Raw genomic sequence first — 22,933 nt, forward strand, 5'->3', positions numbered from 1 at the left:
CTCAGCGCGTGGGCTGGAGCTCCTCCGCGGCCTGACGCCGCTGCGACCGCACGGTGAAGAGCCGCGGGTTGACGTCGAGGAGCACCCGGACGGCACCGACCCAGACGAGCGCCGATCCGAGCAGGTGGACGGCGACGAGCGCCTCCGGGAGGGCGAGCAGCGACTGCGCGACACCGACGACGGCCTGCAGGACGACGACGATCACGAAGGTCAGCACCCGGCGTCGTGCGAGCTCCGATCCCGGGGCGCGCGCGAGCAGCGCGAAGAGGGCGATCCCCAGCACGAGCGAGGCGGTCCCGAGGATCCCGTGGACGACGGTGACGCTCTCCCAGTGGAACTGCATGCGCGGCACCTCCGCCGAGTCGCCCGCATGGGGACCGGTGCCCGTCACGAGCGTGCCGACCAGGATCACGAGCAGGGTCGCGACGACCACGGCGATGCTGATGCCGCGCGTCAGGGCGTCGGGCTCGAACGACGTCGACTGCGAGCGGTGCGCCCGGTGCCAGGTCAGGGAGGTCGTCGTGAGCAGCGCGATCGCCAGGACGAAGTGCCCCGCGACGATGTACGGGTTCAGACCCGAGTGCACGGTCGCGCCGCCCGCGAGCGCGTTGGCCACGACGAGCCAGAACTGCGACCAGGCCAGCCGGGTCATCGTCCGGTCGCGCGGCCTCTGGAGCCGCGCGGCGGTGATCGCCCAGCCGACGGCGACGATGAGGACGCCGGTGAAGGCGCGATTGGTGAACTCGATGAACCCGTGGATCCCGAGCTCGGGCGTCGAGGTCAACGACCCCGCCTCGCAGGCCGGCCAGGTCGGGCAGCCGAGACCCGAGCCGGTGAGCCGCACCACTCCCCCGAAGAAGATGATCAGGATGCTCGCCACCAGAGCGGCGGTCGTGCCCCAGCGCAGCGCCCGGGGCGTCAGCGTGACGCGCTCGGCGAGGAGGGAGAACGGCGTCACCATCAGAAGGGCAGCAGCGGGTCGATGCCGACGGCGAGGAACAGCAGCGTCAGGTAGCCGATCGAGCCGTGGAACACGCGCATCGGCGACACGTGCTCGTGGCGGATGGCGAGGTTGTAGAGCCGGTGCGTCTCGGCGACGAACCACACTCCGCTCGCAAGGGCCACCACGGTGTAGACGACGCCCATCCCGGCGATCGGGATCAGCAGGAGCGAGCAGGCGACGGTCGCCCAGGCGTACAGGATCACCTGGAGGCCGACGATCGTCCGCCCGCGCACCACGGCCAGCATCGGGACACCGGCGGCCTGGTAGTCGTCGCGGTACTTCATCGAGAGCGGCCAGTAGTGCGGCGGCGTCCAGAGGAAGATGACCGAGAACAGGATGACCGGCGCCCAGTCGAGCGAGCCCGTCACCGCCGCCCAGCCGATCAGGACGGGCATGCAGCCCGCGATCCCGCCCCAGACGATGTTCTGCGGCGTCCGGCGCTTGAGGAACAGCGTGTAGAAGACGACGTAGATGAGGATCGCCGCGAGCGAGAGGGCGGCCGCGAGCCAGTTGGCCGTGAGGCCGAGCCAGAGGATCGACAGCACGCCGATCGTGGTCGCGAACACCAGCGCGGCGCGATCCGAGATCTCGCCCGTGACGAGGGGCCGGTTCTTCGTCCGGTTCATGATGCGGTCGATGTCGCGGTCGAAGTAGCAGTTGAACGCGCCGGCCGACCCGGCGCTCAGCGCTCCGCCGATGAGGACGTTCAGCACGAGGAGCAGGTCCGGGATGCCGCCCTGCGCGAGGATCATCGTCGGCGCCGTGACGACGAGGAGCAGCTCGATCACCCGGGGCTTGGTCAACGAGACGAACGCCCTGACCTTGCGAGAGAGCGCCGACCGCGAGGGTCCGCCTCGCTCGACGGCGGTGGTCTCTACGGCTACGTCCATTGCTCCTCTAACGATCGATGATCCCGAACGAGTGTAATGCGCCGTCGCCGCACGGGAGCCGCGAGTGCACGCTTGCCCAAACGAGCGCCGACATATGCGAAGCCGCAACCCCCGCGGGGCGGGACCCTCCCGTCGGTAGGATCGGTACTGCTCGCCAGAGCGCCCGGCACGCACCCGAGCCCGTCCGACCGATCGGTCCTACGCGGCCGAGAGGGCCGTCGCCGGAGCATCGTGCCGAAGTCGTCATGCGGCGTGCTCCACCATGCGAGAGGGCGGACGGTCCCCGTCTGCCCCACGTCTCGAGAAGGGTCAGTACCAAGTGTCAGAACTGCAATGGGAATCCATTGACGAGAAGGCAGTCGACACGGCGAGGGTCCTCGCCGCGGATGCGGTCGAGAAGGTCGGCAACGGCCATCCCGGAACCGCCATGAGCCTCGCGCCCGCCGCCTACCTCCTGTTCCAGAAGGTCATGCGCCGCGACCCCTCCGATGCGACCTGGATCGGACGCGACCGCTTCATCCTCTCGGTCGGCCACTCCTCGCTGACCCAGTACGTCCAGTTCTACCTGGGTGGCTACGGACTCGAGCTCGACGACCTCAAGGCTCTGCGGACCTGGGGCTCCAAGACCCCCGGGCACCCCGAGTACGGACACACCGACGGCGTCGAGATCACGACGGGCCCGCTCGGCCAGGGCCTCGCCTCCGCCGTCGGCTTCGCCTACGCGTCCCGCTTCGAGCGCGACCTCTTCGACCCCGAGGCCGACGCCGGCACCTCGCCCTTCGACCACTTCGTCTACGTGATCGCCGGCGACGGCGACCTCCAGGAGGGCGTCACCAGCGAGGCCTCCTCGCTGGCGGGCCACCAGAAGCTCGGCAACCTCGTCGTCATCTACGACTCCAACCAGATCTCGATCGAGGACGACACCAACATCGCCTTCACCGAGGACGTCAGGGCCCGCTACGAGGCCTACGACTGGCAGGTGCAGGTCGTCGACTGGAAGAAGACCGGCGAGTACCACGAGGACGTCGCCGAGCTCCACGCCGCGATCGAGGCCGCGAAGGGCGAGACCGACAAGCCGTCGCTCATCATCCTGCGGACGATCATCGGCTGGCCCTCGCCGAAGAAGCAGAACACCGGCAAGATCCACGGCTCGGCGCTCGGCGCCGACGAGCTGCGCGGCCTCAAGGAGGTCCTCGGCTTCGACCCGGAGAAGACCTTCGACGTCGCCGACGAGGTCATCGAGCACACCCGCAAGGCCGTCGAGCGCGGCCAGGCGGCGCACGCCGAGTGGAACGAGCAGTTCGACGCCTGGGCGTCGGCCAACCCCGACAAGAAGGTCCTCCTCGACCGCGTCCTGAGCGGCGCGCTGCCCGAGGGCGTCCAGGAGGCGCTGCCCGTCTTCGAGCCCGGCAAGGAGGTGTCGACCCGCGCCGCGTCCGGCAAGGTCATCAACGCCCTCGCCGGCGTCGTGCCCGAGCTCTGGGGCGGCTCCGCCGACCTCGCGGAGTCGAACAACACGACGATCGAGGGAGCCGGCTCCTTCGTGCCCACCGAGTTCTCGACCCACGAGTGGACCGGCAAGAAGGGCGGCCGCGTGCTGCACTTCGGCATTCGCGAGCACGCCATGGGCTCGATCCTCAACGGCATCGTGCTGCACGGCAACACGCGCCCCTTCGGCGGCACCTTCCTGATCTTCTCGGACTACATGCGCCCGGCGGTCCGTCTCGCCGCGCTCATGAAGGCGCCCGCAATCTACGTCTGGACCCACGACTCCGTCGCTCTCGGCGAGGACGGCCCGACGCACCAGCCGGTCGAGCAGCTCGCCGCCCTCCGCGCGATCCCGGGACTGGACATCGTCCGCCCCGGGGACGCGAACGAGGTCGCCTACGCCTGGAAGACGATCCTCGAGCGCCGCGAGGGCCCGGCCGGCCTGGCGCTCACCCGCCAGAACATCCCGGTGTTCGAGCGAGGAGACGGCGAGGCCGAGGGCGAGACCTTCGCGCACGCCTCGAACGTCGCCAAGGGCGCCTACGTGCTCGCCGAGGCGCCGAACGGCACGCCCGACGTTATCTTCATCGCCACGGGCTCCGAGCTGCAGATCGCCGTCGAGGCGCGCCAGCTGCTGAAGGACGAGGGCATCAACGCCCGCGTCGTGTCGGCGCCGTCGCTCGAGTGGTTCGAGGAGCAGGACGCCGAGTACCGCGAGAAGGTGCTCCCCTCCTCCGTCAAGGCCCGCGTCTCGATCGAGGCCGGCCTCAGCCTCGGCTGGCAGAAGTACGTCGGCGACGCCGGCCGCTCGGTCTCGATCGAGCACTTCGGTGCCTCCGCCGACTACAAGACCCTGTTCCGCGAGTTCGGGATCACGACCGACGCGGCACTCACCGCCGCGAAGGAGTCGATCGAGGCTTCCTGACCCCGAAGGCCGCGTCCACCACGGACGCGGCCTTCGCCGTCAGCCCGACGACTCCCCCCACGACCCGCACCACCTACGCACGAAGAAGAAGAGACATGACTGAGAACACCCCCACCGCAGAGCTCTCCGCCGCCGGCGTCAGCATCTGGCTCGACGACCTCTCTCGCACCCGCATCTCGTCCGGCGGACTGCAGAAGCTGATCGAGGAGAGGAACGTCGTCGGAGTCACCACCAACCCGACGATCTTCGCCGCCGCCCTCGCCAACGGCGAGTCCTACGACGCCCAGGTGCGCGAGCTCGCCGCCGCCGACACCTCGGTGACCGACGCCGTCTTCGAGATCACCACCGACGACGTCGCCGCCGCCTCCGACATCTTCCGCCCCGTCTACGACGCGACGAACGGCTACGACGGCCGCGTCTCGATCGAGGTCGAGCCCGGCCTCGCGCACGACGCGCAGGGCACGATCGAGCAGGCCAAGGCCCTCTGGGCCAAGGTCGACCGCCCCAACGCCATGATCAAGATCCCGGCGACCGTCGAGGGCCTCGAGGCCATCACCGAGGTCATCGGCTCCGGCATCTCGGTCAACGTCACCCTGATCTTCTCGCTCGCCCGCTACCGCGCGGTCATCAACGCCTACCTGGCAGGGCTCGAGAAGGCCAAGGAGGCGGGCATCGACCTGTCGACGATCCACTCCGTCGCCTCGTTCTTCGTCTCGCGCGTCGACACCGAGATCGACAAGCGCCTCGAGGCCGTCGGCACCGACGAGGCCCGCGCTCTGAAGAGCAAGTCGGGCGTCGCCAACGCGCAGCTCGCCTACGAGGTGTTCGTCGAGGCGTTCGCCACCGAGCGCGCCCTGCTGCTCCAGGAGTCGGGAGCGAACCGCCAGCGCCCGCTCTGGGCCTCGACCGGCGTCAAGTCGACCGACCTGCCCGACACCCTCTACGTGACCGAGCTCGTCGCGGCCGGCGTCGTCAACACGATGCCCGAGAAGACCCTCGAGGCGACCTTCGACCACGGCGAGATCACCGGCGACACCGTCACCGGCTCCTACGCCGAGGCGAACGCGGTGCTCGACGCCGTCGCCGCCCAGGGCGTCTCGTACGCCGACGTCACCGAGCTCCTCGAGAAGGAGGGCGTCGAGAAGTTCGTCGTCTCGTGGAACGAGCTGCTCGACACCGTCACCGGCGCGCTCGAGGGCGCGAAGGCGAAGGCCTGAGCATGGCGATCCAGATCCACGTCAGCGGCGACGCCGAGAAGGCCGTCGACCGCGTCGTCCCCGATCTCGTCGCCGACGAGGTCGCCTCCGGCATCACCGCGCAGGTCCCGACGCTCTGGGGCGCCGAGGCCGAGGAGGAGTCGGCCAAGCGACTCGGCTGGACCGAGTCGACCACCGTCTCCCGCCCGCTGATCCCCGAGATCGTCGCGCTCCGCGAGGAGTTCCACGCGAAGGGCGTCGATCACATCGTGCTCGGCGGCATGGGCGGCTCCTCCCTCGCTCCCGAGGTCATCACGCGCACCGCGGGCGTCGAGCTCACCGTGCTCGACTCGACCGCTCCCGGTCAGGTGCTCGCCGCCCTGAACGACCGGCTGGCCTCGACCGCGGTCGTGATCTCGTCGAAGTCGGGATCCACCGTCGAGACCGCCAGCCAGAAGAAGGCGTACGAGAAGGCCTTCACCGAGGCCGGCATCGACCCGCTGGACCGCATCGTGATCGTGACCGACCCGGGCTCGCCGCTCGACACGTCCGCGCGCGAGGCCGGCTACCGCGTCTTCAACGCCGACCCGAACATCGGCGGCCGCTTCTCGGCGCTGTCGGCCTTCGGTCTCGTGCCGTCCGGGCTCGCGGGTGCCGACATCGAGGCCCTCCTCGACGAGGCTTCGGAGGCGTCGCTCGGCCTGGCCGTCGACTCCCCCGAGAACCCGGGACTGATCCTGGGAGCAGCCATCGCCGCTACCAGCCCGCGCCGCGACAAGCTCGCGATCGTCGCCGACGGCACCCACATCGTGGGCTTCGCCGACTGGGCGGAGCAGCTGATCGCCGAGTCGACCGGCAAGGACGGCACGGGCATCCTCCCCGTCGTCCTCGGGACGCTCGCTCCGGAGCTGTCGGAGGACCTGCCGGACGTGCAGGTCGTCCGCCTCGTGGACGACGCCAGCGCCCTGCACCTGTTCCCGCGCGACCGGCACGAGGGCGAGATCCTCCTCTCCGGTTCGCTCGGTGCGCAGATGCTCACGTGGGAGTACGCCGTGGCCGTCGCGGGTCGACTGCTCGGGATCAACCCGTTCGACCAGCCCGACGTCGAGTCGGCGAAGATCGCGACCCGTGCTCTGCTCGAGAAGCGTCCGGAGCCGGCAACTCCGGCGTTCACGGACGCCGGCATCGATGTCACCGGCACGCCCGCCGTGACCGAGGGCGCCACGACGGTCGCGCAGGCCGTCGACCTGCTCCTCGCCCAGCTGGGCGACGGCGGCTACGTGTCGATCCAGGCCTACGTCGACCGCCTCGCGCTCCCGCAGCTCGAGGGCGTCCGCGACCTCCTGGCGGCTCAGGCGCAGCGCCCGGTCACCTTCGGGTGGGGCCCGCGCTTCCTGCACTCGACCGGGCAGTACCACAAGGGCGGAGCGCCGACCGGCGTCTTCCTCCAGATCACCGAGCGCGCGAGCGTGGACCTCGAGATCCCCGAGAGCCCGTTCACCTTCGGCCAGCTGATCCTCGCTCAGGCCGCCGGCGACGCGAGCGTGCTCGCCGAGCACGGCCGTCCCGTGCTCACGCTGACGCTGACCGACCCCGAGGCCGACCTCGAGGCGCTCTTCGAGGCGCTCAACACCTGATCCGCCGGGCACGTCCCTCCCGCCGTCACGGCGGCGAGGGGCGTGCCCGTCGTCCGTCACCCCTCTGCGGAGGAGCGCCGCGTCCTCCGATCCCGGCCGGCGCGGCGCCTCCTCCCCCTCGTCACCGATCGCAGTGCGCCGGCCCGCCCGGCACACAGAAGGACACTGCACATGTCTGTGGACATCACCCCCGAGTTCAACCCCCTGCGGTTGAGCTTCGACCGTCGGTTGAACCGGATCGCGGGACCCAGCGGCCTCGTCATCTTCGGAGTCACCGGCGACCTCTCCCGCAAGAAGCTGATGCCGGCGGTCTACGACCTCGCCAATCGCGGTCTGCTCCCTCCGGGCTTCGCCCTCGTCGGCTTCGCCCGGCGCGACTGGGACGACCAGGACTTCGAGAAGGTCGTGCACGACTCCGTCAAGAAGTACGCGCGCACCGAGTTCCACGAGGAGGTGTGGACCCAGCTGGCGCAGGGCATCCGCTTCGTGCAGGGCGAGTTCGACGACCCCGACGCCTTCGCCCGCCTCAAGACGACCGTCGACGAGCTCGACCGCGAGCGCGGGACGAACGGCAACTTCGCCTTCTACCTCTCGATCCCGCCGAAGTCGTTCCCGCAGGTGACCGAGCAGCTGCGCAGCTCCGGGCTCGCCGAGCAGAAGGAGGGGCAGTGGCGACGGGTCGTCATCGAGAAGCCCTTCGGCAGCGACCTCAAGACGGCCCGTGAGCTGAACGGCGTCGTCGAGTCGGTCTTCCCGCCCGACTCCGTCTTCCGGATCGACCACTACCTCGGCAAGGAGACCGTCCAGAACATCCTGGCGCTGCGCTTCGCCAACATGATGTACGAGCCGCTCTGGAACTCGAACTACGTCGACCACGTGCAGATCACGATGGCCGAGGACATCGGAGTGGGCGGCCGGGCCGGCTACTACGACGGGATCGGCGCCGCTCGCGATGTCATCCAGAACCACCTCCTCCAGCTCCTCGCCCTGACCGCGATGGAGGAGCCGATCTCGTTCGACGCCGCCGACCTGCGCGCCGAGAAGGAGAAGGTCCTCGCCGCCGTCCGACTGCCGAAAGATCTGTCGACCATCACCGCCCGCGGTCAGTACTCGGGCGGCTGGCAGGGCGGGGAGAAGGTCCTCGGGTTCCTCGAGGAGGACGGGATGAGCCCGACCTCGACGACCGAGACCTTCGCCGCGATGCGCCTCGACATCGGCACCCGCCGGTGGGCGGGCGTCCCCTTCTACCTGCGCGCCGGCAAGCGCCTCGGCCGCCGCGTGACCGAGATCGCCGTCGTCTTCAAGCGCGCTCCCCAGCAGCTCTTCGCCGAGAGCCAGACGACCTCGCTGGGTCAGAACGCGCTCGTCATCCGCGTGCAGCCCGACGAGGGAGTGACCATGCGCTTCGGCTCGAAGGTCCCCGGCGCCGGCATGCAGGTGCGCGACGTGACGATGGACTTCGGTTACGGCCACGCGTTCACCGAGGCCAGCCCGGAGGCGTACGAGCGCCTCATCCTCGACGTCCTGCTGGGCGAGCCGCCGCTGTTCCCGCGGCACGAGGAGGTCGAGCTGTCCTGGAAGATCCTCGACCCGATCGAGGAGTACTGGAGCACGCAGGGCCAGCCCGAGCAGTACCGCCCCGGAACCTGGGGCCCCGAATCCGCCGACGAGCTCCTCGCCCGCGACGGCCGCACCTGGAGGCGCCCATGATCGTCGATCTGCCCGACACCACGACGAGCGAGGTCTCGAAGACCCTCGTCAAGATCCGCGAGGAGGGCGGCGCCGTCGCCCTCGGCCGCGTCCTCACCCTCATCATCGCGACCTCGCGCGGTCACGAGGAGGAGGCGATCGACGCCGCGAACGACGCCTCCCGCGAGCACCCCATGCGCGTGATCGTCGTCTCGAAGGACGACGGACTGACGACCGTCTCCGTCGACGCGACCGCCCGCCTCGACGCGCAGATCCGGGTCGGCGGCGACGCCGGCGCGAGCGAGGTCGTCGTCCTCCGCCCCTACGGAGACGCCGCGAGCGACGAGGAGAGCCTCGTCACCGGTCTCCTCCTGCCCGACGCTCCCGTCGTCGCCTGGTGGCCCAACAGCGCCCCCGACAGCGCCTCGCAGTCGCCCATCGGGCGGATCGCGACGCGTCGCATCACCGACGCCTCCGCGCAGTCCAACCCGGCGGAGGCGCTGCACCACCTCGCCTCCACCTACGCCCCCGGCGACACCGACTTCGCCTGGACCCGCCTCACGCTCTGGCGGGCTCAGCTCGCAGCGGTCCTCGACCAGCCGCCGTACGAGTCGATCGACGCGGTCGAGGTGTCGGGCGCCCCCGACTCCCCCTCGACGATCCTGCTCGCCGCGTGGCTGCAGCTCGAGCTCGACATCCCCGTCGACCACGAGCTCACCATCAGCGCGACGGGGTCCTCCGGGATCCACGGGGTGCGCCTGTTCCGGGAGTCCGGAGTGATCGAGCTCGAGCGCTCGATTCCCAACGTGGCGACGCTGACCCAGCCGGATCAGCCCGTTCACGACATCTCCCTCCCGCGCAGGAGCCTGCGGGACTGCCTGGCCGAGGAGCTGCGCAGACTCGACCCGGATGACCTGTACGGTGAGGTGATCTCGCGCGGCGTGGACATGCTCTCGGAGAAGTCCGAGGCGCGCAGCGCGTCCTGATCCACACCGGCCTGCAGCGCAGACCGGCGCTTCCTCACCGGAGTCGAGCACCCGCCGATCGGCGACCACCTGAAGGAGACCCTGCATGACCACTGAACGTCGTGTGCTCGTCCACCGTGACAAGCAGACCCTCGCCGGCTCGGTGGCCGCGCGCTTCCTGACGAAGACGATCGACATCCTCGACGATCTGGGCTCGGCGAACGTCGTGCTGACCGGAGGCACGATGGGGGCGGCGACTCTGCAGGAGATCGGCGCCTCCTCGGCCGCGGGCAACGTGGACTGGTCGCGCGTGCACTTCTGGTGGGGGGACGAGCGCTGGGTCCCCCGCGGACACGAGGACCGCAACGACGTGCAGGCGGGCGACCTCTTCACCCGGCTCGACGTGCCGGCGGCGAACGTCCACTCCTACCCCGCCTCCGACGAGGGGATCGACCTCGATGCGGCCGCGGCCGTCTACGACGCCGAGCTCCGTGCCCACGCGACGGAGGGGCGCGACTACCCGCGCTTCGACATCACGTTCCTCGGGGTCGGACCCGACGGCCACATCGCCTCCCTCTTCCCCGAGCGATCCGCGATCAGGAACCCCGAGCCCGGTGTCCTGCCGGTGCGCAACTCCCCCAAGCCGCCGCCGGAGCGCCTCACCCTCACGCTTCCGCTGATCAACCAGTCCGACCGGATCTGGATGGTCCTCGCGGGCGCGGACAAGGCCTCGGCGCTCGGCCTCGCCCTCGCCGGAGCGAGCACCAACGAGGTGCCGGCGTCCGGAGCGTTCGGACGCAAGCGGACCGTGTTCTTCGTCGACCAGGAGGCCGCGGCCGAGGTCCCCGAGGCGCTCATCGCCCCGAGCTACTGAGGCGCCCACACGAACGAAGGGCCCGACTCCTGCAGAGGAGTCGGGCCCTTCGCTCGTCAGCGATGCCTGATCAGGACGGGGTCGCGGTTCCGCGCCGGGCACGGAGCTGCTGGAGCGCCTCCTCGAGGAGCTGCGCGGCCTCGGCCTCGGTGCGGCGCTCCTTCACGTAGGCGAGGTGCGTCTTGTAGGGCTCGGTCTTCGCGACCTGCGGCGGGTTCGCCCGGTCGCGACCGGCCGGGAGGCCGGACTGCGGAGAGTCGATGACCTCGGGGATCTCGTCCTCGGGGAGGGCCGCCGAGAAGTGGCGCACCGTCTCGTTGCCGAGGGCGTCCCAGTAGGAGACCGCGACGCGCTCCGCGTGGAAGCCCCGGTCCTGCTCGCCCATGGGTCCCGCGCCGACGCGCGAACCGCGGATTGCACTGCCGCCTGATGCCATTCCGTGTACCCCTATGCTCCGGTGTCGAACTTGGTGATGAGACCGAGAACCACGATGCTGGCGACCCAGACAAGTCCGAGGATCACGGTGATGCGGTTCAGGTTGCGTTCCGCGACGCCTGAGGCGCCGAGGTTGGAGGTGACCCCACCGCCGAACATGTCGGACAGACCGCCGCCGCGCCCCTTGTGGAGCAGGATCAGCATGGTGAGCAGGAGGCTCGTGATGCCCAGGACGACCTGGAGCACGACCTGGAGGATGTCCACGCGGTACCTTTCGAAGTTCTGACGCGTTGCGCGCCCCGTCGAGTATAACGGGCGCCTGCGAATCCCCCGACGAAACCACGCCTCCTCTTGGTGCGGCGGTATACGCGGCGAATGGTGACGTGGCGCTCTGGAGAGGGACGGGAGGGGTGGCCTCGTCACAGCGCCATCCCGCACCGCTGCGCGGTGCCCGCCAGACCCGAGCCAGGCGCTGCGACGAGGCCACCCCTCCCGTCCCGCGTCCGGAGGACGGCGGAGACGGGGAAGGCGGCGCCGGATGGCGTCCGAGCAGCCGGAGCGCGGCCGTGTGGCCTCCTGCTGATCGAGTAGCCCTCGCAGAGGGAGGATGGAGATCCCCCCCACCGCCAGCACGGCCGCCTCCACACCGCCCCCCTGATGCGGGTGGGGCTCGCCGGGGCTACTCGACCAGCAGGCAGGCTGCGGAACGTCTCCTGAAGGTCAGTCTGCAGATCGCCACTCGGGATGAGGCGAACCGGCGATTCGCGTGACAGCGAATCGACGTAGCCGGACGGAGGACGCTCTGCGGAATCCGACCACCCCCAGAAGCCGACCGCGCCATGCCGCGCGGGGAGCGGCATGGATACAGCACAGCCCGACTGCGCCACGCCGCGCGGGGAGCGGCGTGGACGACGAAAGGGCGGGCCCGACGGGCCCGCCCTTTCGTCGCAGGAACTCAGACGCCCACGTGATTGCGGAACCGGCAGATCGCCGCGAACTCCTCGACCTGGAGGCTGGCGCCTCCGACGAGGGCGCCGTCGACGTCGGGTTCGCGCATGAAGCCGGCGATGTTGCCCGACTTCACCGAGCCGCCGTAGAGGATGCGGGTCTTCGCCGCGGTGTCGGCTCCGAGGACCTCGGAGACGACGTCGCGAAGCGCCTTGCAGACCTGCTGCGCCTGGTCGGGCGTCGCGGCCTGTCCGGAGCCGATCGCCCAGACGGGCTCGTAGGCGACCACGAGGTCGGCGTCCGAGGGAAGGCCGGTGAGAGCCTCTTTCAGCTGGCCGACGGGAACGGCCGAGGGGCCGTGCTTCTCGAGGTCCTCGGCGGTCTCACCGACGCAGATGATCGGTGCGACTCCGTGCTTGACCGCCGCGGCCGACTTCGCCGCGATGTCCGCATCCGTCTCGCCGTGGAGCGTGCGACGCTCCGAGTGGCCGACGATCACGTAGTCGCAGTCGAGCTGCTTCAGGAACTGACCCGAGATCTCGCCCGTGTAGGCCCCGCTGTCGAACTTCGACAGGTCCTGCGCGCCGTACTTGAGCGGCAGCTTGTCGGAGTCGACGAGGATCTGCACCGGCCGGAGGTCGGTGAAGGGCGGGAACACCGCGACCTCGACGCCGTCGAAGTCGTGGTTCGCGTCCTTGAGGCTCCATGCGAGCTTCTGGACGAAGGCGATGGCCTGGAGGTGGTCCAGGTTCATCTTCCAGTTGCCGGCGATCAGCGGCGTCCGCTCGAGCGAGGAGGGGACGCCTCCCGTGCTGTCTACTGCCATCCGAGGACCTCCAGTCCGGGGAGTCGCTTGCCCTCGAGGAATTCGAGGCTCGCGCCGCCTCCCGTCGAGATGTGGCCGAACTGGCCGTCCTCGAAGCCGAGGGCGCGGACGGCCGCGGCCGAGTCGCCTCCCCCGACGACGCTGAGCCCGTCGACCTCGGTGAGGGCCTGGGCGACGGCCTTCGTTCCGGCCGCGAACGGCTCGAGCTCGAAGACGCCCATCGGCCCGTTCCAGAACACGGTCTTCGACGCGGCGACGATCTCCGCGAACCGCTTCGCGGTGTCCGGTCCGATGTCGAGGCCGAGACCGGAGGATCCGAAGGGAGTGCCCTCGATCGCGTCGGCCGGCGCGGTCTCGTACTCCGCGTCGGCTCCGAACTTCGAGGCGACGACGACGTCCGTCGGCAGAACGATCTCGACGCCCAGCTCCTTCGCCTTCGCGAGGTAGCCGAGCACCGTGTCGACCTGGTCGGCCTCGAGCAGGCTCGCCCCGACCTCGTGGCCCTGGGCCTTGAGGAAGGTGAACAGCATGCCGCCGCCGATGAGGATCGAATCGACCCTCGGGAGGAGGTGCTCGATCACGCCGAGCTTGTCCGAGACCTTCGAGCCGCCGAGGACGACCGTGTAGGGGCGCTCCGGCTTCTCGGTGAGGCGGTCGAGGACTTCGAGCTCGGCCGCGATCAGGGTGCCGGCGGCACTGGGCAGCAGCTGGGCGAGCTCGTAGACGCTCGCCTGCTTGCGGTGCACGACGCCGAAGCCGTCCGAGACGAAGGCGTCGCCGAAGGCGGCCAGCTTCTCGGCGAAGGCGCGGCGCTCGTCCGCGTCCTTGCTGGTCTCGGCGGCGTTGAAGCGCAGGTTCTCGAGCACCACGATCTCGCCGTCGGCGAGGGCGTCGACCGCTGCGGACGCCTCGTCGCCGACGGTGTCCCCGGCGAACGACACGGGCGCGTCGATCAGTTCACCGAGTCGCTTCGCGACCGGCTCGAGGCTGTACTTCGGGTCGGGCTCCCCGTCGGGGCGCCCGAGGTGGCTCACGACCACGACTCGGGCGCCCTCGGCGGTCAGCCGCTGGAGCGTGGGCACCGACGCGCGCACGCGGCCGTCGTCCGTGATCGAACCGTCCTTCAGGGGGACGTTCAGATCGCAGCGGACGACGACGCGCTTGCCCGACAGGGGACCCAGTGAGTCCAGAGTGCGGAACGTCACGGAGTCAGGCCTAGAGCTTGCCGGCGACGAGCTCGGCGACGTCGACGAGGCGGTTGGAGTAGCCCCACTCGTTGTCGTACCAGGAGGCGACCTTGACCTGGTTGCCGATGACCTTGGTCAGGCCCGAGTCGAAGATCGACGAGTGCGGGTCGGTGACGATGTCGCTCGAGACGATCGGGTCCTCGGTGTACTTGAGGATCCCCTTGAGGTCGCCCTCTGCGGCGGCCTTGTAGGCGGCGTTGATCTCCTCGACGGTGGCGGGGTTCGTCAGCTCGACGGTGAGGTCGGTGATCGAGCCGGTCGGGACCGGCACGCGGAGGGCGTAGCCGTCGAGCTTGCCGACGAGCTCGGGGATGACGAGGCCGAGGGCCTTGGCTGCACCGGTCGACGTCGGGATGATGTTGACGGCGGCGGCGCGCGCGCGACGGAGGTCGCTGTGCGGGCCGTCCTGCAGGTTCTGGTCGGCGGTGTAGGCGTGGACCGTCGTCATGAGACCGCGCTCGATGCCGAAGTTGTCGAGCAGCACCTTGGCGAGCGGCGCGAGGCAGTTCGTAGTGCACGACGCGTTCGAGACGATGTCGTGGACCTCGGGGTCGTAGGTGCCCTCGTTGACGCCGAGAACGATGGTCGCGACGTCGCTGCCGCTCGCGGGGGCCGAGACGATGACCTTCTTGGCGCCGGCGGTGATGTGCTTGCGCGCGTCCTCCGACTTGGTGAAGCGGCCGGTCGACTCGATGACGACGTCGACGCCCAGCTCGCCCCAGGGGAGGTTCGCGGGGTCGCGCTCCTCGAGCACGATGATCGGCTTGCCGTTGACGACGATCTTGTCGCCGTCGAGCTCCACCGTCGCGTCGAGGCGGCCGGTGATGGAGTCGTACTTCAGGAGGTGCGCGAGCGCCTTGTTGTCGGTGAGGTCGTTGACCGCGACGATCTCGAGGTCGCTGCCCTTGGCGAGGGCCGCACGGAGGAAGTTACGGCCGATACGACCGAAGCCGTTGATGCCGATCTTGACGGACACAGATATCTCCTGATGAGGAAGGGCACCTCGACGGTGCAGTGGAGGGGTGGATCGCAGAGGACCGGGAACCCGGTCCGGGCGTCCCGGGCACGGAGCCCGGGACGCCGAGATCGCTACGACAGTAGCAGCAGGCCCGAAGTCTTCTCGCGGGCCTTCTCGAAGCGCGCCGAGACGTCCGCCCAGTCGACGATGTTCCAGAAAGCCTTGACGTAGTCGGCCTTCACATTGACGTAGTCGAGGTAGAAGGCGTGCTCCCACATGTCGAGCAGGAGGACCGGCACGGTCGCCGCGGCGAGGTTGCCCTGGTGGTCGTACAGCTGCTCGATGATGAGCTTCTCGCCGAGCGAGTCCCACGCGAGGATCGACCAGCCGGAGCCCTGGATGCCCAGCGCGGAGGCGGTGAAGTGGGCGCGGAACTTGTCGAACGAGCCGAAGTTGTCGTCGATCGCCGCAGCGAGCTCGCCGACGGGCTTGTCGCCGCCGTCGGGCGAGAGGTTGTTCCAGAACACGGTGTGGTTCACGTGACCGGCGAGGTTGAACGCCAGATCCTTCTGGAGCTTGTTGACGTTCGCGAGGTTCTCGCTGTCGCGGGCCTCCTGGAGCGCGGCGAGGGCGGTGTTCGCGCCCGCGACGTAGGTGGCGTGGTGCTTGTCGTGGTGGAGCTCCATGATCCGCCCACTGATGTTCGGCTCGAGAGCCGAGTAGTCGTAGGGCAGTTCGGCGAGCGTGTAGTCAGCCATGTGCGATCTCCTGTTCGTGGTCGTCGGTCTCAGGCGTCCCACCGGACTCGATCCGCGTCCGCGCACGGCGGTGGAGCGGCTGCCGGGGTGTCCTGAACGACCTTTCCAGTCTAGTGAGGGGCCCCCTTCGCGCTCGGAGGGTTTCCCCCGTTCAACCAGCAGACACTCAGCGTTCGCAGAAGACTCTCCGTCGCCGGACACGCAGCCGTCACCGGAGACGCCGCGTCCCCACCGCGCCCGGCGGTGGCCGCGCCGGCTCAGAGGTCCTGGAGCTCCGCCGGCAGGTTCGCGTCGGTGCCGGGGATGTCGAGGTCCGAGGCGCGCTTGTCGGCCATCGCGAGGAGGCGTCGGATGCGGCCCGCGACCGCGTCCTTGGTCATCGGCGGGTCGGCGTGGTGGCCGAGCTCGTCGAGGCTGGCGTCGCGGTGCGCGAGGCGGAGCGTCCCGGCGTAGCGGAGGTGCTCGGGGATGTCGTCGCCGAGGATCTCCATCGCCCGCTCCACCCGGGAGCACGCGGCGACCGCGGCCTGAGCCGAACGACGGAGGTTGGCGTCGTCGAAGTTGACGAGCCGGTTCGCCGTCGCGCGCACCTCGCGGCGCTGGCGCAGCTCCTCCCAGCTCGCGACGGTCGACGTGGCGCCCATCAGCGTCAGCATCGCGCTGATGCTCTCGCCGTCGCGGATGACGACGCGGTGGACGCCGCGCACCTCCCGCGACTTGGCCTGGACACCGAGGCGACCGGCCGCGCCGACGATGGCCATCGCGGCCTCGTTTCCGGGGCAGACGATCTCGAGAGCAGCCGAGCGGCCGGGATCGGTGAGCGACCCCTGAGCGAGGAAGGCGCCCCGCCAGACGGCGGCGAGCTCGTCCCGGGAGCCGGTGGTCAGGCGGTTGGGCAGGCCGCGCACCGGACGGCCGCGCTGATCGAGGAGCCCCGTCTGGCGGGCGAGGGTGTCGCCGCCCTCGACGACGCGGACGAGCCAGCTCGTGGTCCGACGAGAGCCTCCGGCGGAGACGATCGTCCCCTCGCTCCGGACGCCGTAGAGCTCGGCGAGGTCTCGACGCACCCGGGTCGCCAGCGGCGCCGAGTCGAGTTCGACCTCGACCGCGAGGCGGTTCGAGATGATGTGCAGTCCGCCGGAGAAGCGGAGGACGGTCGCCAGTTCAGCGGCACGGACGGTGTTCTTGCGCGAGACGATCGCGACCAGTTCGCCCTTGACGTCTGCGGTGAGGGCCACGGAGTCTTCCTTACGTCGGGTGCGCGGCGGAGCGCGCGGGATTCATTCTCGGCCCAGGTCGCGGTGCGCCACGTTGACGGCGACTCCGGGCAGCTCGGCCAGTCGGGCCGCGATGCGGCCGGCGACCGCTACCGAGCGGTGCTTGCCTCCCGTGCATCCGATGGCGATGGTCGCGTGGCGCTTGTTCTCGCGCTGGTAGCCGTCGAGCACCGGCCGGAGCGCACGCGAGTAGGAGTCGATGAACTCCTCCGCACCCTGCTGGGCCAGCACGTATTCTCTCACCTCTTCGTCGAGCCCCGTGTGTGGTCGCAGTTCGGGGATCCAGTAGGGGTTCGGGAGGAAGCGCGCGTCGGCGACCATGTCGGCGTCGGTCGGCAGCCCGTACTTGAAGCCGAAGCTCATCACCGTGATCTGCAGCCCGGCTCGACCCGCCTCGGCGAACCGCTCCGTGATCGTGGTCGCGAGCTGGTGGATGTTCAGGTCGGAGGTGTCGATGACGATGTCCGCCGACTCGCGCAGCTGGGCGAGACGCCCGCGCTCCGCCGAGATCCCGTCGAGCAGCGTGCCCCGGCCCTGGAGGGGGTGGGGACGACGGACCTGCTCGAAGCGGCGGACCAGCGCCGCATCCGTGGCCTCGAGGAAGACGACGCGCAGGTCGACCCCCGCGCGCAGCTCGCGGACGATCTCGCCGAGATCGGCGAAGAAGTCGCGGCCGCGGACGTCGACGACGGCCGCGATCTTGGGGAGGGTGTCCCCCGCGCGCTGCGCGAGGTCGACCAGGGGTCGGAGCATCTGCGGCGGGAGGTTGTCGACCACGTACCAGCCGAGGTCCTCCAGTGCATTGGCGGCCGTGGACCGCCCGGCGCCGGACATTCCCGTGACGATCAGCACGTCCTGCTGCTCGCTCTCCGTGCTCATGGGTTCTCCGTGCTCGTGTCTCGGTCTCGGATCCCTCCTTCGAGGGCCGGGTCTCCAGCCTAGGGCGTGGTCTCGCGCGGCCGATCGTCGGCGTGCAGATGGCCGTGGACGGCGGCGGCGAGCGTCGGCCCGATCCCCTTGACCTCGGCGATCTCGGAGGCGGCGGCCTCGCGCAGCCGCGCGACCGACCCGAAGTGCTTCAGGAGATCGCGGACGCGGGTGCCCCCCAGGCCGGGGATCTCGCTGAGCTGCGACGAGATGTCGCGCTTGCGGCGCTGGCGCTGATGGGTGATGGCGAAGCGGTGGGCCTCGTCGCGGATGCGCTGGAACAGGAACAGGGCGTCGCTGTTGCGGGGCAGGATCACCGGGAAGTCGGAGTCGGGCAGCCAGATCTCCTCGAGCCGCTTCGCGATGCCGCAGAGGGTGATCCCGGTGACGCCGGACTCGTCGAGCGCACGCTGGGCGGCGGCGACCTGGGGCTGCCCGCCGTCGACGATGAGGAGGTTCGGCGGGTAGGCGAACTTGCGGCGCTTGGCCTCGCCCGTCTCGGGGTCGACCTCCGCCGGTTCGACGGGTTCGCGGAGGTAGGCGAGGCGGCGCGTGAGCACCTGGTGGAGCGACTCCGTGTCGTCGGTCGACTCGGCGATCGTGAAGCGCCGGTACTGGTCCTTGCGGGCGAGACCGTCCTCGAAGACGACCATCGACGCGACGATGTTCGTGCCGCTCAGGTGCGACACGTCGTAGCACTCCATCCGCAGCGGCGCCTCGGCCATGCCGAGTGCGTCGCGGATGTCCTCGAGCGCCTGGGTCCGCGCGGTGAAGTCCGCGGAGCGCCGGGTCTTGTAGAGCATCAGCGAGTGCCCGGCGTTCTGCGTCGCGGTCTCGAGCAGGGCAGCCTTGTCGCCCCGCTGCGCCGCGCGCAGACGGACGTTCGCCCCGCGGATGCTCGAGAGCCACTCCTCGAGCGCCTCGCTGTCCTCCGGGAGCTCGGGGACGACGACCTCGCGGGGCGGGATGTCGCCGTTCTCGTAGGCCGCCTGGAGCGCGGTGTCGACGAGCTCCGCGGTGGTCATGTCGAGCTCCTTGTCGACCACCCAGCCTCGCTCGCCGCGGATGCGACCGCCCCGGACGCGGAACTGCTGCACGGACGCGGCGAGCTCGTCGTGCACGATCGCATAGAGATCGACGTCGACGTTGTCCTTCAGCACGACCGCGCTCTTCGCGAGCACGGCGTCGAGCGCCGCGGCCTGATCGCGCAGCTTGCCCGCGCGCTCGTACTCCATCGCCGCTGCGGCCTCGCGCATCTCCTTCTCGAGCTCGCCGATCATCCTCCGGTCGTGGCTCCCCATGAAGGCCACGAAGCGATCGACCATCTCGCGGTGCTCGGCGAAGGTGACCCGGTGCGAGCACGGGCCGCCGCAGCGACCGATCTGCGAGGCGAAGCAGGGCTTGCCGCTCTGCATCGCGCGCTTGTAGTTGGAGTCGTTGCAGGTGCGGATCGGGAAGGCCTTGATCATCAGGTCGATGGTCTCGTGGATGGCCCAGATCTTCGGGTACGGGCCGAAGTAGCGCGCCCCGCGGATCTTCGAGTTGCGCGTCACCATCACCCGCGGTGCCTCGTCTCCGAGGGTCACCGCCATGTAGGGGTAGGACTTGTCGTCGCGGAACTTGACGTTGAACGGCGGGTCGAACTCGTTGATCCAGGTGAACTCGAGCTGCAGGGCCTCGACGTCGGTCCCGACGACGGTCCACTCGACTCCCGCCGCCGAGGTGACCATGCGCCTCGTCCGCTCGTGCAGGCTCGGGAGGGGCGCGAAGTAGTTGCTGAGGCGCGCCCGCAGGTTCTTCGCCTTGCCGACGTAGAGGACCCGGCCTCGCGCGTCCCTGAACCGGTAGACCCCGGGGAGGGTCGGGATCTCGCCGGCCTTGGGCCGGTAGTCGAGTGTCTGCGTCATGCCGTTCGCTCGTCAGCTCGCGCGATCACCCGAGGATCTCCGCGAGGAACCCGCCCGTGTGGCTCCCCGCGACCTTCGCCACGTGCTCCGGGGTGCCGACGGCCACGACCTGACCGCCGCCTGCTCCGCCTTCGGGGCCCATGTCGATCAGCCAGTCGGCGGACTTGATCACATCGAGGTTGTGCTCGATCGTGATGACTGTGTTGCCCTTGTCGACGAGCCCGTTGAGCACGAGGAGCAGCTTGCGGACGTCCTCGAAGTGGAGGCCGGTCGTCGGCTCGTCGAGCACGTAGACGCTCCGGCCGTTCGAACGGCGCTGCAGCTCGGTCGCCAGCTTGACGCGCTGCGCCTCTCCGCCGGACAGGGTCGTCGCGCTCTGCCCGAGTCGGACGTAGCCGAGACCGACGTCGACCAGCGTCTTGAGGAAGCGGTGGATCGAGGTGATCGGCTCGAAGAAGTCGGCCGCCTCGGCGATCGGCATGTCGAGGACCTCGGCGATGCTCTTGCCCTTGTAGTGGACGGTGAGGGTGTCGCGGTTGTAGCGCGCTCCCCCGCAGACCTCGCAGGCGACGTAGACGTCGGGCAGGAAGTTCATCTCGATCTTGATGGTTCCGTCGCCCGAGCACGCCTCGCAGCGGCCGCCCTTGACGTTGAAGCTGAAGCGCCCGGGCAGGTAGCCGCGCGCCTTCGCCTCCGTCGTCTCGGCGAAGAGAGTGCGGATGCGGTCGAACACGCCGGTGTAGGTCGCCGGGTTCGACCGCGGGGTGCGGCCGATCGGGTTCTGGTCGACGTGGACGACCTTGTCGAGGTTCTCGAGGCCCGTGACGCGGGTGTGCTTGCCCGGCACCTTGCGGGCGCCGTTGAGCTGGTTGGCGAGCACCCTGTAGAGGATGTCGTTGACCAGAGTGCTCTTGCCGGAGCCCGAGACGCCGGTCACGGCGACGAAGGTGCCGAGCGGGAACTCGGCGTCGACCTTGCGCAGGTTGTTGGCGTTCGCTCCGATGACCTTGATCATCCGCTTGCGGTCGATCTTGCGCCGCTTCTTCGGAATGTCGATCGAGCGGCGCCCCGAGATGTAGTCGCCGGTGAGCGAGTGCGTGTTCTCGAGGAGCGCGTCGTAGGAGCCCGAGTGCACGACCTTGCCGCCGTTGACGCCGGCTCCGGGCCCGATGTCGACGATCCAGTCGGCGGTGCGGATGGTGTCCTCGTCGTGCTCGACGACGATCAGCGTGTTGCCGAGGTCGCGCAGCTTCAGCAGCGTGTCGATGAGACGCCGGTTGTCTCGCTGGTGCAGCCCGATGCTCGGCTCGTCGAGCACGTAGAGCACGCCGGTGAGTCCCGAGCCGATCTGCGTGGCGAGCCGGATGCGCTGCGCCTCACCGCCGGACAGCGAGGCGGCGGCGCGGGAGAGGTTGAGGTAGTTCAGCCCCACCTCGATGAGGAAGTCGAGGCGCGCCCGGATCTCGCGCAGCACCTGTGCGGCGATGTGCGCCTCGCGGTCGGTCAGCTCGAGACGGCTCATGAAGTCCTGGGCGTCGCCGAGGCTCAGGTCGGCGACGTCGGCGATGCTGGCCCCGTGCACGAGGACCGCGAGGACCTCGGGCTTGAGACGCGAGCCCTTGCAGACCGGGCACGGGATCTCGCGGAGGAACTCGGACCAGCGGGTGCGCTGCACGTCGGTCTCGGCCTGCACGTACTGGCGCTCGATGTAGGGGACGACGCCCTCGAAGCCCGAGGTGTAGCTCATCTCGCGGCCGTAGCGGTTCTTCCACTTGACCTTGACCTCGAAGTTGTCGCCGTGGAGCACGGCCTGCTGCACCTCGGAGCTCAAGCGCTTCCACGGGGTCGTCAGCTTGAAGCCGAGGTCGCGGGAGAGCCCGTCGAGCAGCTTCTCGTAGTACTGGAAGAGGCCCTTGCCCTGGGTGGTCCAGGGGATGATGACGCCCTCGGCGATGCTGAGGTCGGGGTCGCCGAGGAGCAGCTCGTCGTCGACCGACATGCGCGTGCCGAGGCCGGAGCACTCGGGGCAGGCGCCGAACGGCGCGTTGAACGAGAAGGTGCGCGGCTCGATCTCGGTCAGCGAGATCGGGTGGTTGTTGGGGCAGGAGAGCTTCTCGGAGAAGGTCGTCCACGCTCCCTCGCCCTCGCCGTCGACGAAGTTGATCTGGACGATGCCGTCGGTCAGGCGCAGAGCCGTCTCGAGGGAGTCGGTCAGCCGGCCGAGGATGTCGGGGCCCGCCACGAGGCGGTCGACCACGACGGAGATGTCGTGCTTGTACTGCTTCTTGAGGGTCGGCGGGTCGCTGAGCTGGATGAGGGAGCCGTCGACCATCGCCCGCGAGTAGCCTCCGGCCGTCAGCTCCTTGAAGAGGTCGACGAACTCGCCCTTCTTCTGCGAGACGACCGGGCTGAGGATCTGGTAGCGGGTGCCGCTCTCGAGCTCCATCAGCTGATCGGCGATCTGCTGCACGGTCTGCGCCGAGATCCTCTCGCTGCAGATCGGGCAGTGCGGGACGCCGATCCGGGCCCAGAGCAGGCGCATGTAGTCGAAGATCTCGGTGATCGTGCCGACGGTCGAGCGCGGGTTGCGGTTGGTCGACTTCTGATCGATCGACACCGCCGGGCTCAGGCCCTCGATGAAGTCGACGTCGGGGCGGTCGACCTGCCCGAGGAACTGCCGGGCGTAGGCGGACAGCGACTCGACGTAGCGGCGCTGCCCCTCCGCGAAGATCGTGTCGAAGGCCAGGGACGACTTGCCCGACCCCGAGAGACCGGTGAAGACGACCATCGAATCGCGGGGGATCTCGAGGTCGACGTTGCGCAGGTTGTGCACCCGGGCGCCGCTGACCACCAGCTTCGAGACCGACTCGTCCAGCGAGGAGACGAAGCGGTGGAAGGAGGGAGCGGGGGCGGGAGACGGGTCCGTCACGGCATTCACGATCGACACCTCGAAAGTGTATGCGGAGCCACCGACATCGCCCGG

18 protein-coding genes are annotated in these 22,933 nt (G+C 69.6%); 6 read left to right on the plus strand and 12 right to left on the minus strand.

Translation table 11 applies throughout. The features are described from left to right. Position 1 precedes the first annotated feature (1 nt). Together B9Y99_RS07770 and B9Y99_RS07775 are read right to left on the minus strand one after the other, a co-directional pair. Complete coding sequence (locus tag B9Y99_RS07770; protein ID WP_085475920.1) at positions 2-961, minus strand: COX15/CtaA family protein; 960 nt, start codon at positions 959-961, stop codon at positions 2-4. After that, positions 961-1,893 carry a heme o synthase gene (locus tag B9Y99_RS07775; protein WP_085475921.1) on the minus strand — a complete coding sequence of 311 codons (933 nt, stop codon included), beginning with the start codon at positions 1,891-1,893 and terminating at the stop codon, positions 961-963. Before B9Y99_RS07775 ends, B9Y99_RS07770 begins: the two co-directional genes overlap by 1 nt. 319 nt (positions 1,894-2,212) lie before the next feature. Between B9Y99_RS07775 and tkt the strand changes: the two genes are divergently transcribed. The 6 genes from tkt (at position 2,213) to pgl (ending at position 10,667) form a co-directional block, all read left to right on the plus strand. Next, a complete protein-coding gene (gene tkt / locus B9Y99_RS07780) occupies positions 2,213-4,306 on the plus strand; it encodes a transketolase (RefSeq protein ID WP_085475922.1) in 2,094 nt (697 codons plus the stop codon). A 95-nt stretch (positions 4,307-4,401) separates the two neighbouring features. Beyond that, positions 4,402-5,523 carry a transaldolase gene (gene tal, locus B9Y99_RS07785; RefSeq protein WP_085475923.1) on the plus strand — a complete coding sequence of 374 codons (1,122 nt, stop codon included), beginning with the start codon at positions 4,402-4,404 and terminating at the stop codon, positions 5,521-5,523. 2 nt (positions 5,524-5,525) lie between these two features. Then, the gene (locus tag B9Y99_RS07790; protein ID WP_085475924.1) at positions 5,526-7,139 is read left to right on the plus strand and encodes a glucose-6-phosphate isomerase; all 1,614 of its coding nucleotides are present in this window, start codon (positions 5,526-5,528) and stop codon (positions 7,137-7,139) included. Positions 7,140-7,310: 171 nt separating this feature from the next. Then, positions 7,311-8,849: a glucose-6-phosphate dehydrogenase gene (gene zwf / locus B9Y99_RS07795; protein WP_085475925.1), complete on the plus strand. Its 1,539-nt coding sequence runs from the start codon at positions 7,311-7,313 to the stop codon at positions 8,847-8,849. After that, positions 8,846-9,814: a glucose-6-phosphate dehydrogenase assembly protein OpcA gene (locus tag B9Y99_RS07800; RefSeq protein WP_085475926.1), complete on the plus strand. Its 969-nt coding sequence runs from the start codon at positions 8,846-8,848 to the stop codon at positions 9,812-9,814. The genes zwf and B9Y99_RS07800 overlap by 4 nt, the downstream gene beginning before the upstream one ends. Positions 9,815-9,899: 85 nt before the next feature. Beyond that, a complete protein-coding gene (gene pgl, locus B9Y99_RS07805; protein WP_085475927.1) occupies positions 9,900-10,667 on the plus strand; it encodes a 6-phosphogluconolactonase in 768 nt (255 codons plus the stop codon). A gap of 70 nt (positions 10,668-10,737) precedes the next feature. On the opposite strand, the gene B9Y99_RS07810 is transcribed toward pgl, so the two are convergent. The 10 genes from B9Y99_RS07810 to uvrA all read right to left on the minus strand — a co-directional run bounded on the left by B9Y99_RS07810 (position 10,738) and on the right by uvrA (position 22,825). Continuing rightward, complete coding sequence (locus B9Y99_RS07810) at positions 10,738-11,103, minus strand: RNA polymerase-binding protein RbpA (RefSeq protein ID WP_055791968.1); 366 nt, start codon at positions 11,101-11,103, stop codon at positions 10,738-10,740. A gap of 11 nt (positions 11,104-11,114) precedes the next feature. Continuing rightward, a complete protein-coding gene (secG, locus tag B9Y99_RS07815; protein ID WP_056042800.1) occupies positions 11,115-11,366 on the minus strand; it encodes a preprotein translocase subunit SecG in 252 nt (83 codons plus the stop codon). Between the two features lie 691 nt (positions 11,367-12,057). Further along, a complete protein-coding gene (tpiA, locus tag B9Y99_RS07820; RefSeq protein WP_085475928.1) occupies positions 12,058-12,876 on the minus strand; it encodes a triose-phosphate isomerase in 819 nt (272 codons plus the stop codon). Next, positions 12,867-14,081 carry a phosphoglycerate kinase gene (locus B9Y99_RS07825; protein WP_085475929.1) on the minus strand — a complete coding sequence of 405 codons (1,215 nt, stop codon included), beginning with the start codon at positions 14,079-14,081 and terminating at the stop codon, positions 12,867-12,869. Before B9Y99_RS07825 ends, tpiA begins: the two co-directional genes overlap by 10 nt. Positions 14,082-14,091: 10 nt before the next feature. Continuing rightward, a complete protein-coding gene (gene gap / locus B9Y99_RS07830; RefSeq protein WP_085475930.1) occupies positions 14,092-15,099 on the minus strand; it encodes a type I glyceraldehyde-3-phosphate dehydrogenase in 1,008 nt (335 codons plus the stop codon). Between the two features lie 113 nt (positions 15,100-15,212). Further along, entirely contained in the window at positions 15,213-15,839 is a 627-nt protein-coding gene (locus B9Y99_RS07835) for a superoxide dismutase (RefSeq protein WP_085475931.1), read from the minus strand. Positions 15,840-16,096: 257 nt separating this feature from the next. After that, positions 16,097-17,077 (minus strand): DNA-binding protein WhiA, encoded by a 981-nt coding sequence (gene whiA / locus B9Y99_RS07840; protein WP_085475932.1) that lies wholly within the window; start codon positions 17,075-17,077, stop codon positions 16,097-16,099. A gap of 42 nt (positions 17,078-17,119) precedes the next feature. Then, positions 17,120-17,995, minus strand: coding sequence for an RNase adapter RapZ (gene rapZ / locus B9Y99_RS07845; protein ID WP_085475933.1), 876 nt, complete (start codon positions 17,993-17,995; stop codon positions 17,120-17,122). A gap of 59 nt (positions 17,996-18,054) precedes the next feature. After that, on the minus strand, positions 18,055-19,950 hold the full coding sequence (uvrC, locus tag B9Y99_RS07850; RefSeq protein WP_085475934.1) for an excinuclease ABC subunit UvrC: 1,896 nt from the start codon (positions 19,948-19,950) through the stop codon (positions 18,055-18,057). Positions 19,951-19,975: 25 nt separating this feature from the next. Continuing rightward, complete coding sequence (gene uvrA, locus B9Y99_RS07855; protein WP_085476306.1) at positions 19,976-22,825, minus strand: excinuclease ABC subunit UvrA; 2,850 nt, start codon at positions 22,823-22,825, stop codon at positions 19,976-19,978. Positions 22,826-22,933 lie beyond the last annotated feature (108 nt).

Origin of the sequence: Rathayibacter oskolensis (assembly GCF_900177245.1) — a bacterium.
GTDB classification, from domain to species: Bacteria; Actinomycetota; Actinomycetes; order Actinomycetales; family Microbacteriaceae; genus Rathayibacter; species Rathayibacter oskolensis.

What these genes read in the sequence shown, in the direction of transcription:
- B9Y99_RS07770 (WP_085475920.1), bottom strand. Translation starts at nt 961, where the DNA reads ATGGTGACGCCGTTCTCCCTCCTCGCCGAGCGCGTCACGCTGACGCCC.
- B9Y99_RS07775 (WP_085475921.1), bottom strand. Translation starts at nt 1,893, where the DNA reads ATGGACGTAGCCGTAGAGACCACCGCCGTCGAGCGAGGCGGACCCTCG.
- tal (WP_085475923.1), top strand. Translation starts at nt 4,402, where the DNA reads ATGACTGAGAACACCCCCACCGCAGAGCTCTCCGCCGCCGGCGTCAGC.
- B9Y99_RS07790 (WP_085475924.1), top strand. Translation starts at nt 5,526, where the DNA reads ATGGCGATCCAGATCCACGTCAGCGGCGACGCCGAGAAGGCCGTCGAC.
- zwf (WP_085475925.1), top strand. Translation starts at nt 7,311, where the DNA reads ATGTCTGTGGACATCACCCCCGAGTTCAACCCCCTGCGGTTGAGCTTC.
- B9Y99_RS07800 (WP_085475926.1), top strand. Translation starts at nt 8,846, where the DNA reads ATGATCGTCGATCTGCCCGACACCACGACGAGCGAGGTCTCGAAGACC.
- pgl (WP_085475927.1), top strand. Translation starts at nt 9,900, where the DNA reads ATGACCACTGAACGTCGTGTGCTCGTCCACCGTGACAAGCAGACCCTC.
- B9Y99_RS07810 (WP_055791968.1), bottom strand. Translation starts at nt 11,103, where the DNA reads ATGGCATCAGGCGGCAGTGCAATCCGCGGTTCGCGCGTCGGCGCGGGA.
- tpiA (WP_085475928.1), bottom strand. Translation starts at nt 12,876, where the DNA reads ATGGCAGTAGACAGCACGGGAGGCGTCCCCTCCTCGCTCGAGCGGACG.
- B9Y99_RS07835 (WP_085475931.1), bottom strand. Translation starts at nt 15,839, where the DNA reads ATGGCTGACTACACGCTCGCCGAACTGCCCTACGACTACTCGGCTCTC.
- rapZ (WP_085475933.1), bottom strand. Translation starts at nt 17,995, where the DNA reads ATGAGCACGGAGAGCGAGCAGCAGGACGTGCTGATCGTCACGGGAATG.
- uvrC (WP_085475934.1), bottom strand. Translation starts at nt 19,950, where the DNA reads ATGACGCAGACACTCGACTACCGGCCCAAGGCCGGCGAGATCCCGACC.